The organism is Amycolatopsis thermophila (assembly GCF_030814215.1).
GTDB lineage: Bacteria > Actinomycetota > Actinomycetes > Mycobacteriales > Pseudonocardiaceae > Amycolatopsis_E > Amycolatopsis_E thermophila.
In genome coordinates, this window is the sequence record NZ_JAUSUT010000001.1 from 4653743 (window position 1) to 4666780 (window position 13038).

At 72.8% G+C, this 13038-nt stretch carries 14 protein-coding genes; 4 read left to right on the top strand and 10 right to left on the bottom strand.

Going from position 1 to position 13038, the window contains the following annotated elements; genetic code table 11:
- Positions 1-55: 55 nt before the first annotated feature.
- A complete protein-coding gene (locus tag FB470_RS22805) occupies positions 56-379 on the top strand; it encodes a YciI family protein (RefSeq protein WP_306994626.1) in 324 nt (107 codons plus the stop codon).
- Positions 376-1602: an RNA polymerase sigma factor gene (locus tag FB470_RS22810; RefSeq protein ID WP_306994627.1), complete on the top strand. Its 1227-nt coding sequence runs from the start codon at positions 376-378 to the stop codon at positions 1600-1602. Before FB470_RS22805 ends, FB470_RS22810 begins: the two co-directional genes overlap by 4 nt.
- Before the next feature lie 67 nt (positions 1603-1669).
- On the opposite strand, the gene FB470_RS22815 is transcribed toward FB470_RS22810, so the two are convergent.
- From FB470_RS22815 to FB470_RS22825, 3 genes are all read right to left on the bottom strand, one after another.
- Entirely contained in the window at positions 1670-1915 is a 246-nt protein-coding gene (locus tag FB470_RS22815) for a hypothetical protein (RefSeq protein WP_306994628.1), read from the bottom strand.
- 120 nt (positions 1916-2035) lie between these two features.
- Positions 2036-2230, bottom strand: coding sequence for a PspC domain-containing protein (locus tag FB470_RS22820; protein ID WP_306994629.1), 195 nt, complete (start codon positions 2228-2230; stop codon positions 2036-2038).
- A gap of 59 nt (positions 2231-2289) precedes the next feature.
- Positions 2290-2673: a hypothetical protein gene (locus FB470_RS22825; RefSeq protein WP_306994630.1), complete on the bottom strand. Its 384-nt coding sequence runs from the start codon at positions 2671-2673 to the stop codon at positions 2290-2292.
- Positions 2674-2917: 244 nt separating this feature from the next.
- On the opposite strand from FB470_RS22825, the gene FB470_RS22830 reads away from it, so the two are divergent.
- Positions 2918-4432, top strand: a complete 1515-nt coding sequence (locus tag FB470_RS22830) for a carboxylesterase/lipase family protein (RefSeq protein WP_306994632.1) — start codon at positions 2918-2920, stop codon at positions 4430-4432.
- A gap of 94 nt (positions 4433-4526) precedes the next feature.
- The gene (locus FB470_RS22835) at positions 4527-5273 is read left to right on the top strand and encodes an SDR family oxidoreductase (RefSeq protein ID WP_306994634.1); all 747 of its coding nucleotides are present in this window, start codon (positions 4527-4529) and stop codon (positions 5271-5273) included.
- 1185 nt (positions 5274-6458) lie between these two features.
- Here FB470_RS22835 and FB470_RS22840 read toward each other — a convergent pair.
- The 7 genes from FB470_RS22840 to FB470_RS22870 all read right to left on the bottom strand — a co-directional run bounded on the left by FB470_RS22840 (position 6459) and on the right by FB470_RS22870 (position 12655).
- Positions 6459-6659 (bottom strand): DUF3072 domain-containing protein, encoded by a 201-nt coding sequence (locus FB470_RS22840; protein ID WP_306994636.1) that lies wholly within the window; start codon positions 6657-6659, stop codon positions 6459-6461.
- Positions 6660-6714: 55 nt separating this feature from the next.
- Complete coding sequence (locus FB470_RS22845; RefSeq protein WP_306994638.1) at positions 6715-7404, bottom strand: GAF and ANTAR domain-containing protein; 690 nt, start codon at positions 7402-7404, stop codon at positions 6715-6717.
- A 36-nt stretch (positions 7405-7440) separates the two neighbouring features.
- Positions 7441-9162 (bottom strand): aminotransferase class V-fold PLP-dependent enzyme, encoded by a 1722-nt coding sequence (locus FB470_RS22850; protein WP_306994640.1) that lies wholly within the window; start codon positions 9160-9162, stop codon positions 7441-7443.
- A complete protein-coding gene (locus FB470_RS22855; RefSeq protein WP_306994641.1) occupies positions 9162-9926 on the bottom strand; it encodes an amino acid ABC transporter ATP-binding protein in 765 nt (254 codons plus the stop codon). The genes FB470_RS22850 and FB470_RS22855 overlap by 1 nt, the downstream gene beginning before the upstream one ends.
- Before the next feature lies 1 nt (position 9927).
- Complete coding sequence (locus FB470_RS22860; RefSeq protein ID WP_306994642.1) at positions 9928-10839, bottom strand: amino acid ABC transporter permease; 912 nt, start codon at positions 10837-10839, stop codon at positions 9928-9930.
- Complete coding sequence (locus tag FB470_RS22865; RefSeq protein WP_306994644.1) at positions 10826-11779, bottom strand: ABC transporter substrate-binding protein; 954 nt, start codon at positions 11777-11779, stop codon at positions 10826-10828. Before FB470_RS22865 ends, FB470_RS22860 begins: the two co-directional genes overlap by 14 nt.
- 84 nt (positions 11780-11863) lie before the next feature.
- Positions 11864-12655: a polysaccharide deacetylase family protein gene (locus FB470_RS22870; RefSeq protein WP_306994645.1), complete on the bottom strand. Its 792-nt coding sequence runs from the start codon at positions 12653-12655 to the stop codon at positions 11864-11866.
- Between the last annotated feature and the right edge of the window lie 383 nt (positions 12656-13038).

Consider the following 13038-nt stretch of genomic DNA (forward strand, 5'->3'; position numbering starts at 1 on the left):
GCGCGCGTCCCGTTCGTCGGTGTGGTGAGAACACAGACCGGCGAGGAGGACCGACATGCAGTACATGCTTCTGATCTGCGGGGGCCCGGAGGCCGCCGAGCACGCCGAGGACGGCTGCGGCGGCTGGAGCGAGGAGATGGCCGAGCGGGGTGTCCTGCGGGGCGGGGCGGGCCTGCGGCCGCCGCAGGAGGCGACCACGGTGCGGGTCCGGTCGGACGAGGTGCTGCTGTCCGACGGGCCGTTCGCCGAGACCAGGGAACAGGTCGGCGGGTTCTGCCTGATCGAGTGCGCCGACCTGGACGAGGCGGTCGAGATCGCGTCCAAGCACCCGGCCGCGACCTACGGCTCGATCGAGGTCCGGCCGCTCTGGCAGCCGTGACCGACGTCCACGCCGCGCTCGTCCGGGCCTTCCGCGACGAGTGGGGCCAGGTGGTCGCGACCCTGATCCGGCTCACCGGTGACTGGGACCTCGCCGAGGAGTGCGCGCAGGACGCGTTCGCCCGTGCCGTCCGGTCCTGGCCCCGGGACGGCGTGCCGCGCCGCCCCGGGGCCTGGCTCACCACCGCCGCCCGCCACCGCGCGCTCGACCGGCTGCGCCGGGACGTGGTGGGGGAGGCCAAGCTGCGGGAGGTCGCGGCGATGACGTTTCCCGATGACGAGGACTTCGACGACAGCGGCGTGCCCGACGACCGGCTGCGGCTCATGTTCACCTGTTGCCACCCGGCGTTGTCGCTGGACTCGCAGGTGGCGCTCACGTTGCGCACACTGGCCGGGCTCACGCCGGCGGAGATCGCGCGGGCGCTGCTGGTCGCCGAGCCCGCGCTGAAGAAGCGGCTGGTGCGGGCGAAGCAGAAGATCCGGCACGCCGGGATCCCGTACCGGGTGCCGCCGGCGCACCTGCTGCCCGAGCGCACCCCGGCCGTGCTGGCGGTGCTGTACCTGCTGTTCAACGAGGGCTACTCGGCGACGGCGGGTGCGGACCTACTGCGGCGCGAGCTGTCGGCCGAGGCGATCCGGCTGGCGCGGGTGCTGCACCGGCTGATGCCGGACGAGCCGGAGGCGGCGGGTCTGCTGGCGCTGCTGTTGCTGCAGGACGCCCGGCGGGATGCGCGGGTGGACGACCACGGGGACCTGGTGCTGCTGGAGGACCAGGACCGCGCCCGGTGGGACCACGCGGAGATCGACGAGGGCGTCGCGCTGCTGGACGCCGCGTTGCGGCGGGGCGCGCCGGGGCCGTACCAGGTCCAGGCGGCGATCGCGGCGTGTCACGACCGCGCGGCGCGCGCCCAGGACACCGACTGGCCGCAGATCGCCGCGTTGTACGGGCGGCTGGCGTCGATGACCCGGTCGCCGGTGGTGGAGCTGAACCGCGCGGTGGCCGTGGGCATGGCCGCCGGGCCGGCCGCCGGCCTGCGTGCGCTGTCCGATGTGGACCTGCCGGGGTACCACCTGCTGCCGGCGACGCGGGCGGAGTTCCTGCGACGGCTGGGGCGGCGCTCGGAGGCGGCCGACGCGTACCGGGAAGCGCTGCGGCTGGTGACGTCGGACGCCGAGCGGCGCTTCCTGACCCGGCGGCTCGCGGAGGTGGGATGCGCTCCCTGAGCGCACCTGCTCATCCGCGAGCCGGGGACAGTGGTCACGGGCGGGATCAGCCGCCGCTGAGGACGCGTCAGCGGAGCAGACGCGCGACGAAACCGGTCACGACGAGCCAGAAGACCGCCGCCACCCCGTAGTTGATCAGCACGTTGAGCTGCGGGTTCGCCACCGGGAAGAGCCCGGGGAAGAACAGCGCGAGCGGTTGTGCGATCGAGTTGATGAATCGGTAGAAGGCGTTCGCCGCGTTGGCGCCCGCCAGGACCAGGACGATGTAGATCGCCTCGACGAGCGCGAAGAGCGCCCCGATCCCGGTGACCACTCTGACGGCTGCGCCCCGTCCACGGTAAATTCCCGTTCTGGTCATACGAAGGAGTGACCGGATCGGGGATTTTCAAACCCGTTCGGGTGGCCTCCGCCGGGGCGCGTTCGGCCGTGCCGGTCAGCGGCGTTCGCTGGGGATGATGACCCACAGCACGAGGTAGACCAGGAACTGCGGGCCGGGCAGCAGGCAGGACAGCACGAACAGCCAGCGCATCGTGCTGGGCTTCCAGCCGAGGCGGTGGGCCAGGCCGGCGCACACCCCGGCGATCACGCGATCGTGGCGGGACCTCGTCAGGGTCGTCGTTGTCGTCATGCCTCCACGATGCCCCTGCCCGGCGCCGTCCGCATCGGTGGAAACCCCGGATCCGACCCTCAGATGTCGGCGCACGCGCCGCGGGCGCGGGTCATCGCCGCGTCGAACTCGGGACCGTCCGCCCTGAAGGTGGCCTGCACGATCTCGATCGGCCTGCGCAGCGCGTCCGCGAGCGCCTGGCGCCGCGGGTCCTGCTCGGCGGCGACGGCGGCGAGCTCGGCCGCCGCGGCCCAGCGGCGGTACTGCGCGTAGTCGGCCTCCGGGTCGAGCCGGGTGGTGCGGCCGACGATCGCGCAGGCGGTTTCCACGTCCGGCGAACCGGCCGCGGACCCCAGCCACACCAGTCCCACCGCCCCGCCGCCGACGACGAGCCCGGCCACCAGTGCGGCCACGGGCAACCGCCAGCGGCCGCGGGCCGGCGGAACGGGTTGGGGGTGGGTCATGGGAAGTCCTTTCCGTCGCGGGTGGAGTCACCACATCGACGCGCGCCCCCCCCCGCACCCGGTTCCGGCCGGTGCTCGGCGCGACGCCCGCGCGGACACCCGGCTCGTCGCGGGCCGCGGACGTGAACCGCCCGTGGCGAACCATTCTCCGGCGAAATCGGCGAAACACTGCCCGGTCTGCTCGAGTTCGTGCTCACCGTGCCGTCTAGGCTCGCCCGGTGACGACGAGACCGGCGGACCGCCCGTGAAGCGATGGGTGCTCCTGCTCGCCCTCCTTCTGGTGGCGTGTGGAGCGCCGGTGCCCGCCCCGGCGCAGGACGTGGTGTCCCTGGGCGCCGGGCGCCTGCGCGGCACCGTGGCCGCGGATCACCGGTTGTTCCAGGGAATTCCGTACGCGGCCCCGCCGATCGGCCCGCTGCGCTGGCGCCCGCCGCAACCCGTCGCGGCCTGGACCGGGGTGCGGGACGCGACCGCGCCCGGCGCGCGCTGCCCCCAGCCCGGCGCGGAGGGCAGCGAGGACTGCCTGTTCCTCAACGTCACCACGCCCGCCGACACCCACGAGCGGCACCCCGTGCTGGTGTGGGTCCACGGCGGCGCGTTCCTGGGCGGCAGCGGGGACACCTACGACGCGCGCGAGCTGGCCGCCCGCGGCGACCTGGTCGTGGTCACCCTCAACTACCGGCTCGGCGCGCTCGGCTGGCTGGCGCACCCCGCGCTCGCGCACGAGGGCGGGGCGGGCAATTTCGGCCTGCTCGACCAGCAGGCCGCGCTGCGGTGGGTGCGGGACAACATCGCCGCGTTCGGCGGCGACCCGGCGCGCGTGACGGTCGCGGGCGAGTCCGCGGGCGCGATGTCGGTGTGCGACCACCTGGTGTCACCCGGATCGGCCGGGCTGTTCCGCGCCGCCATCGTCCAGAGTGGACCTTGCCAGGCGCACGCGACCGCCGCGGCCGCGGCGCAGGCCAGCACCGCCTACGCGGCGAACGTCGGCTGTGCCGACCCGGCCACCGCGGCGAGCTGCCTGCGTGCCCTGCCGTTCGCCGCCCTGCTGACCGCACCGCGGTACTACGACCTGGCCGGGGTGCCGGTAGCGGGACCGGTGACCGGCGAGGCGCTGCTGCCCGCCAACCCGGTCGACGCGATCGCCTCCGGTGCCGCGGCGCGCGTTCCGGTGATGGTGGGCGTGACGCGAGACGAGTTCACCCTGTTCCTGGCTCAGCAGTACGCGGCGACCGGGAAGACGGTGACGGCGGCGGACTACCCGCCGGCACTGGCGAAGGTGTTCGGCGCCGGTGCGCCCGCGGTGGCCGGCGAATACCCGCTCGCCGCCTACGACTCCGCGCCGCGGGCGCTGGCCGCGGCGCTCACCGATTCGGCTTTCGCCTGCGTGGCCAGGGACATGGCGTCGTCGCTGTCGCGCACCGCGCCGGTGTACGCCTACGAGTTCGACGACCCGCACGCGCCGGCACCGGACTCGTTGTCGCGCACGCCGTTCCCACTGGGCGCGGCGCACAGCCTGGAACTGCCGTACCTGTTCGGCGACGGCCGGTCGCTGGACGACGGGCAGCGGCAGCTGTCGGCGGAGATGATCGCCGACTGGGCGGCGTTCGTGCGCACCGGCGCGCCCGGCCCGGGCTGGCCCCGCTTCGACCCCGCCCACGAACAGGTCCGCACCCTCGCGCCCGGCGAGACCCAGGTGAGCGCCGGCTACGCGACGGCCCACCACTGTGATTTCTGGGCGGCTCACCGGCTCCGCTGAGCTCCTCGGAACGGGCGCGCCGAACGTCGTTCGGTCCGCCGGGGCGACAGTTGTCACGCTGCGACGAAGTCCGGCGTTCGATAGGTTGTCCGGCGTGCGAAAGCGGATTCTGATCACGGGCGCCAGCGCCGGGCTCGGCGAGGAGATGGCGCGCCAGTTCGCGGCGCTGGGCCGGGACCTCGCGCTGTGCGCCCGGCGCGTCGACCGCCTGGAGGCCCTGCGCGACGAACTGACGTCGGCGCATTCCGGTGTCGCAGTGGCGGTTCGCGGTCTGGACGTCACCGATCACGACGCGGTGTTCCGGGTTTTCCGTGAACTGCGCGACGAACTGGGCGGGCTGGACCGGATCGTCGTCAACGCCGGATCGGGCAAGGGGCAGCCGCTCGGGACCGGATATTTCGCCGCGAACAAGCAGACGGCGGAAACGAACTTCGTCGCCGCACTGGCCCAGTGCGAGGCCGCGATGGAGATCTTCCGCGAGCAGGGCGCCGGGCACCTGGTGGTGATCTCGTCGATGAGCGCGATGCGCGGGCTGCCGCGCAACCTGACGACCTACGCGGCCAGCAAGGCCGGAGTGGCGGCGCTCGCCGAGGGCATCCGCGCGGACACCCTCGGCACGGGCATCAAGGTGACGACGGTGTTCCCCGGCTACATCCGCAGCGAGATGAACGCGCGGGTGGCGAAGACGCCCCTGCTGGTCGACACGAGGCCCGGCGTGCGCTCGATGGTGAAGGCCATCGAGCGCGAACGCACGCAGGCCTACACGCCGGCCTGGCCATGGACGCCGCTCAGCCTGGCCATGCGGCACCTGCCACTCCGCTGGGTCGCGAAGTTCTCCTGACCGGGGCGCGCCGGCGCCGTACCCGTGGATCCTTGAGGCCGCGCCCCACCCGGCGGGTATCACACCCGGGCGTCGGCCGGGTCGCGTCACCCGGTGCGGAGCCGCCCGGGCTGAGCGCGCGCCGCCGGCACCGCAAGGAGCATCGGTGGGCACTGGTCACCGCGTCAGGACCGGCTCCGGCCGCAGCGCCCGTCCCACGATCCGCGTGTCCCCGAGCCACCCGCAGTACCCCTGCCCGTACTGCTCGGCGAACCGGGTTCCGCCGGTCCCGCGCCGCGGTTGGGCCGCCGGCCGACCGAAGGCCGGCGTGGCCGGGTGCGGCGCGTGAGGCCGTCGCCGTCGCCGGGCAGCGGCTCGTGAAGTCGATCTCGACGGTGAACCGGTCGGTGTCGCGGGACAGTTCGCGTGTTTCGGCCTCCAGGGCGGTCGGATCGCGCCGCGCCCAGCCGGGGCGAGAAGGTGCCGACGTCGATCACGCCGCGCACCAGGTCGAAGGCGCAGTAGCGGAGCATGCCCGCGCCGCCGTAGCAGCGGTCCTGGTGGTTCGTGATGTGCAGGTGAACCGGGTTGCTGTGGTCATCGAGCAGCGTCGGGCGCCCGGTCGGCCAGTACAGACCGCCCTTGGCGAGGAAGATCGGGTCGAAGCGGCGGATGACCTGGTCTCCGTGGTCGGACAGGGCCGCGCCGCCGTTGCTCTCGCGGTGGATGAGGTCGTGCGTCGTCAGGATCGCCGGCAGCCCGGGGGGCGCGTCGAGCACGCCGCGCGTCCAGGCGATGCCCTCGTCGGACCCGCGCCAGTCCAGCGCGAGCAGCAGTCGCCGCCCGCAGGACGTGGAAGCTGTGGTACCCGTCGTGCGAGGCGCCGCCCTAGTGCTGGACCGGGCGAAAGCGGCGCGGCCCGAACGCCCGCATGGTCGTCGCCGGAGACGCAGGTCTCGCGCAGCGGGTCGCGGTCGGAACCGGGCTCTCGGTACCCGCCGGGACTGGAGCACGGGCCGCCAGGGCGGGCTGCGCGCCGAGCACGGCCGAAGCCGCGACGGGGGCGCCCAGGCCTCCGGCAACCGGGTCCGGCGAGCGAGAGTCGGACTGGGCCGCGCCCAGCCTGGAGCGCACGTCCGACGTCCCGATGTCACCCCGCGAAACGGTCGCCCACCTGGGGCGGCACCTGGTCCATCGCCGCGCGGCTCAGCCGTCCGTGCCGCGCCCGGTCTTCTCCTGTAGCCGGTCGATGAGCTGCGACGCTTCCGCCTTGGTCAGGTCCTCCGGCAGCTCCTCACCCGCCTCGCGGGCGAGTGTCTGCAGGTAGGAACGCTGTGGGCCGGTCATCTGCTCCTCGCCCGTGGTCCACTCCCGCGGGTCCTTCTCCGGGTTCTGCGGTCCGGTCACCCCTGCCTCCGTTCGCCGGTGTGTTCGAAACCGGCTTACCCAGGGCGGGCCCCGCTCATGCGCCGGACGCCTCCCGGATCAGCCAGGCCGCGACGTCCCGCAACTTGACGTTGGCGTGCTGGGACGCCTCGACGAGCATGTCGAACGCCCGGTCGCCGTCGACGTGGTGGCGCTCGACGAGGATGCCCTTGGCCATGCCGATGGTGTCCCGCGTGTCCAGCGCGTCCACCAGCTGGGCCTGCTTGCGCGACCCGGACAGCGCGACCGCCGCGTGCGCCGCGAACATGCCCGCGACGGTCTCGGCGTCGTCGTCGAACGCGTCCGTCTTGCCCGAGTACAGGTTCAGCGCGCCGAGCACCGTGCGTTCGGTGTACAGGCGGACCGCCAGCATTGAGACCACACCGAGCTCGGTGGCGGCGACGGTGAACTTCGGCCACCGGTCGTCGCGGTTGAGGTCGCCGCTGCGGTACAGGTCGCCCTCGAACGCGGCGTCGGTGCACGGCCCCTCGCACAGTTCGTGCTGGACCTGGTCGAGCTTGGCGACCCGTTCGCTGCTCGGCCCGACCGAGCGCACCCGGCCGCGCTCCAGCAGCGTCACGCCCGCGTCTTCGGCGCCGGGCACCATCGTGATGGCCGCCCGCACCAGGCGGCCCACGGTCTTCGTCACGTCCGGTTCCGGTTCCAGGCGCCGGGCGACCGCGGCGAAGGCCGTGGCGAGGTCGGCGGTCTCGTCGTGGGCGGTCATCCCCTCACTGTCCCCGCGCGAGGACCCCCCGTCCACTCAGGCGCGGATTTCGTTGAGGTAGTTGTAGATCGTGTAGCGGGTGACCTCGAGCTCGGCCGCGAGGAAGTCGACCGCGTCCTTGATGAGGAAGAACCCGGCCTCGTCCAGCTCGCGCACCACCGCCGCCTTGTGCTTCTTCTTCATCAGCCCGACCGGGATCCCGGTCTGCGCCACGGCCCGGTCGACCAGGAACCGCTGCAGGCTGTCCACGTCGGGCGGGAAGCTCTCCGCCCGCACCTCGGCCGCGGCACCGCGGCTGACCTCGCTGTTCACGCACAGGCAGCCGATCGCCACGCCGTCGGGGTCGCGCAGGAAGATCGTCGACGACCGGATCGGCCTGCCGTCGGGGCCGTGGGTCTCGTAGTTGGTCAGGTCGTGCGTGGTGCCCCGCCGCACCAGCCCGAGCAGCAGGTCGGTCATCGGCCCGCCGGGCTCCCGCCCGGTGATGCCGCCCGCGATCGCCACGATCGAGTCCGGCAGCTTGGACAGGTCGTGCAGCACCACCTCGTTGCCCGGCCCGAGCATGGCGGCCAGCCCGTCCACGGCCGGGACCAGCGCGGACAGCACCGAGCCGGCCGCCTGCGCGGCGGTCCGCGGCCGGGACGGCAGCGGCCGGGACAGGTGCTCCAGCGCGGTGCGGACGGCCTCGGCGGCCGACGCGGGCGTGGACGCGTGCGGGGACAACCGCACGTGGTCGGTGCGGACGGTCGCCGCGATGCCCTCCGCCGCCAGCACCGCCCCGACCCGCTCCGCGGAATGCCCGGGCAGGGCGAACGCGAGGATCCCGGCGCGGCGGTCGACCGCGGAGACGATCTCCGCGCCCAGCGAGCGCAGCATTTCCTCCAGCTCACCGACCCGGTCGGCGATCCGGGCCTCGATGGCCGCCACCCCGGCCTCCTCGACCAGTTCGAGCGCCGCCGCGAACGCGCCCGAGGTGACCGGGCTGAGGTTGCTCACCGACCACGACGCGGCGAACTCGGCCGGCGGGTGGATCTCGTCGTCGAACAGGCCCGCGTCGTGCGCGCCCGTCCAGCCGGACAGCACCGGCCGCATGCGTTCCAGCGCCCGGTCCGACAGCACCGCGAACCCGGTTCCCCAGCCGGCGCGCAGCCACTTCTGCCCGCCGACGACCAGCACGTCGGCCGCGTCCCACGGCGCGTCGACCACGCCGAAACCCTGGATGCCGTCGACCACGAGCAGGCGGTCGCCGACCGTCTCCCGCAACGCGGCGAGGTCGGCTCGGTAGCCGGTGCGGAAGTCGACCGCGCTGACCGACACCACCGCGGTGTCCGGCCCCAGCTCCGCGGCGACGGCCTCCGGCGTGACGTACCCGTCCTCCGGCCGCATCCGGCGCAGCGTGACCCGCCCGGCCTCGTGGGCGCGCGCCCACGGGTAGGTGTTGGCCGGGAACTCGGCTGCCGACACCAGCACCTCGCCGGGCGGGGCGTTGAACGCGGCCTGGAACAGGCCCTGGCTGGTGTTGGGCAGCAGCACCACGTGATCGGTGTCGGTGCCGCACAACCGGGCCACCGCGGCCTTCGCGCGGACCTCCTGCCGCATCAGATCGTCCACAGTGGAGGGACCGGCCTTGGCCGAGGAGTTCAGCAGGCGCGCGGTGGTGTCCACGACCGCGTGCGAGGGCGGGCCGTAGCGGGCGAAGTCCAGGTAGCCCGCGGGCTCGTCGAACTGGAGCAGGTAGCTGGGCGGGATCCTGGCCATCAGAGGATGCGCGCCAGGAACTGCCGGGTGCGCTCGTGCCGGGGCGCGCCGAGGACCTGCGCGGGCGGCCCGGTCTCGACGACCGCGCCGTCGGCCATGAAGACGACCTCGTCGGCCACCTCCCGCGCGAACCCCATCTCGTGTGTCACGACCACCATTGTCATCCCTTCGGCCGCGAGCGAGGTCATCACCTCCAGGACCTCGCCGACCAGTTCCGGGTCCAGCGCCGAGGTCGGCTCGTCGAACAGCATCAGCTTCGGTTTCATCGCCAGCGCCCGCGCGATCGCGACCCGCTGCTGCTGGCCGCCGGAGAGCTGGTCGGGGTGGGCGTCCGCGCGGTGGGCGAGACCGACCCGGTCGAGCAGGTCCATCGCCGTCCGGCGGGCTTCGGCCTGGTCGAGCCCGCGCACCCGCACCGGGCCCTCGGTGACGTTCTGCAGCACGGTCCGGTGCGCGAACAGGTTGAACCGCTGGAACACCATGCCGATGTCCCGGCGCTGGCGGGCGACCTCCCGCTCGCGCAGCTCGTGCAGCTTCCCGCCGCGCAACCGGAACCCGATCGGCTCACCGTCCACCCACACCTGACCGCCGTCGATGGTCTCCAGGTGGTTGACGCAGCGCAGGAACGTGCTCTTGCCCGCACCGGACGGCCCGAGCAGGCACACCACCTGTCCCTTGTGGACCGACAGGTCGATCCCGCGCAGCACCTCGGTGCCGGCGAAGTGCTTGCGCACGTTGACCGCGCGCAGCAGCGGCTCGGTCATGTCAGGCCCTCCGCAGCGTCGTCAGCGCCCGGCCGACCCGCGACCACGGCCGTGCCGCGGGCGTCTCGGACGCGAACGCGCGTTCCAGGTAGTGCTGGCCGATGCTGGCCACGGTGACCACGACCATGTACCAGATCGCCGCGGCCAGCAGCGTCTCCATCACCAGCAGGTTGTTCGACGAGATGTTGTTGGCCGCGTGGATGAGCTCGGTCACGCCGATCACCGATGCCATCGACGTCCCCTTGAGCATGTTGATGAAGTCGTTGCCGGTGGGCGGGATGATCACGCGCATGGCCTGCGGCAGCACGATCCGGCGCAGCGTCGTGGCCGGGGTCATGCCGATCGACTTCGCCGCCTCGGTCTGCCCGCGGTCCACGCTGTTCAGGCCCGCCCGCACGATCTCGGCCATGTAAGCGCTCTCGTTGAGCGCGAGCCCGAGCAGGGCGGCGACGAACGCGCTGACGATGACGTTGGTCGGCTCGTGCACCAGGTAGCCGCCGCCGAAGGGCAGCGGGATCGACACGAACTCGAACACCAGCGCGAGGTTGAACCAGATCAGGATCTGCAACAGCACGGGCAGGCCGCGGAACAGCCAGATGTAGACCGCGGCCACGACGCGGGCGACGGGGTTGGCCGAGCGGCGCATCAGCGCGATCACGACACCGATGACGATCGCGGCGGCCTGTGCGATCACGGCGAGCAGCACCGTGTTGAGCAGGCCGACGGCCATCACGCGGTACCAGAGGAACTCCGGCACGGTGTCGTAGGCGATCTTCGCCCGGGCCAGCACCACCCCGATCCCGGCCAGCAGCGCCAGGATGACCACCGCCGACACCCACCGGCCCCAGTGCCGCAGGCGCACGATGGGAAGCTCGGCCGGTGGCGTGCGGGTGGACAGGTCAGCTTCCGGCATTGACGGTCACCTTCGTGATCGCGCCCTGCTCGACGCCCCACGCGTCGAGGATCTTGCCGTAGGTGCCGTCGGCGACCAGCGCGGACAGCGCCTTCTCGACCGCGTCGCGCAGCTGCGGGTTCGCCTTGTTCACACCGATGCCGTACGGGCCGCCGTTGATCGGCTCGCCCGGTACGACCTCGAAGAACTCCCCGTTGCCCGCGTTCTTCGAGACGTAGGCGGCGGTCGGCAGGTCGTTGAGGATGGCGGCGACGCGGCCGGTGCGCAGCTGGTTCTGGTTCTGCGAGTCGCTGTCGGTGGCCGTCGTGGTGATCGCCGGCTTGCCCGCCTGCACGCACCGGGTGCTCTGCTCGGCGGCGAAGGTCTGGTGGCTGGTGCCCTGGACGACCGCGACCGTCTTGCCGCACAGCGAATCCGGCCCGGTGATGCCGTCCGGGTTGCCCTTGCGCACCATGATCGTGATGCCCGAGGTGAAGTAGTCCACGAAGTCGATCTGCGCCTGGCGCGCCTTCGTGTCGTTCATCCCGGCCATCGTGAGGTCGAGCCGGCCGGACTGCAGGCTCGTGATCAGCGAGCCGAACGCCATGTCCGTGTGGTGCGCGGTGACGCCCAGTTTGGCCGCGACGGCCTTCGCGATGTCCACCTCGAAGCCGACCGGCGTCTTGCCGTCCGCGGAGTAGAAGTTGTTCGGCGCGGACTGGATGTTCGAGCCGATGTTGAGGGCGCCGGCCTGCGCGATCTGGGCCGGCAGCGCGGCGGCGAGCTGCGGGTCCTTCGTGACGGCCTGCAGGATCGCCGTGGTGTCGGGCACGTCCGAACCGGTCGCGGCGGCGCCCCCGGTGCCCCCGGCTCCGTCGGACCCGCCGCCGCAGGCCGCCGTGAGCAGCAGACAGCCGACGACCAGCGCGCCCCAGCGCGTCACCCGTGCCCTCGCAGACATCGCATCTCCTCACCCGTTCGAATGATGAGGACGGACGCTACAACTGCTTGTTGAAGACGTCAACTGCCGGTTGAAACATGCTGGTCAAGTGGCGGGGAAGTCGAACTGGTAGCCCTGCCCGACCAGCCAGGGCAGCAGCTCGGCGAGCGCGTCGACGGTCTGCCCCCGCTGGCCGCCGCCGTCGTGGAGGAGGATCACCGCGCCCGGCTGGACCGCCTGCTCGACCGTCGCCACGATCGCGGGCGCGCCGGGCAGGGTCCAGTCGCGGGAATCGACCGACCACCCCAGGGGCGTCATTCCGGCGCGGGACGCGATGGTGGTGATCGTTTCCGACCAGTTGCCGCCGGGCGCGCGAAAATAGGGAACCGCAACGTCGCCGTCGGCGGCCAGTCGCAGATCCGCCTGGGCGCCGGTGATGTCCGCGGAAATGCGCGCCTCGTTTCGCCGCGCCAGTTGTTCGTCGTGGCTGACCGTGTGGTCGCACAGCCGCATTCCGCGTCGCACGACCTGCGCCACCAGTTCCGGGTGGCGGCGCACCTGGGTGCCGACCATGCAGAACGTGGCGACCGCGCCGTGCTGCGCCAGCAGGTCCAGGATCTGCGGCGTGTAGGCCGGATCGGGGCCGTCGTCGAAGGTCAGCGCCACGAACCTGCCCTGCCGTGCCGTGGTCCGGACCGGCGCGTGGGCCGGCGCGGCGGGCGCTTGCGGGCCGGGCGCCGCCTGAACCGGTTGCGCGGACGGCGGTTGCGATCCGGCGGGTGTGCCCTCGGCGCCGGCCCAGGACAGGGAAATGATCAACGAAACCGTCACGAGCACAATGGAGATCAGGACCGCCCACCGATAGCAGTACGGCGGGCGCAGCACCTGATAGCGCATGGGCACCTCCACGAATCGCGACGTCGCCCGCGCACGATAGAGTGAAAAGTGCCTCGATCGGGGGAATTCCGCGCGTGTCCGAAATGGTTGCCGAGGCGAAGTGCCGCAGGTGCGGCCAGAGCGCCGGCCTCGTTGTGTCAACGGCGCGCACAGCGTCGCGACTGTCCTGCTCGTCGTTGCCCGGCGTTCGGTCGGGGGTCGTGTCCGGCGCCGGCTGGAGCGGGGGCCGCGCGGACAACACGGTGAGCAGGGTGAGCACGACGCCGACCGGTCCCGCCGCGAACTGCGGGAGGGGCTGGGTTCTCAGGGGCGTCCCGTGCGCGGCGGTGCCGGTCATGTCGAGCTCCGACAGTGGGAGCGGCAGGGCGGGGTGTACGGCGAGT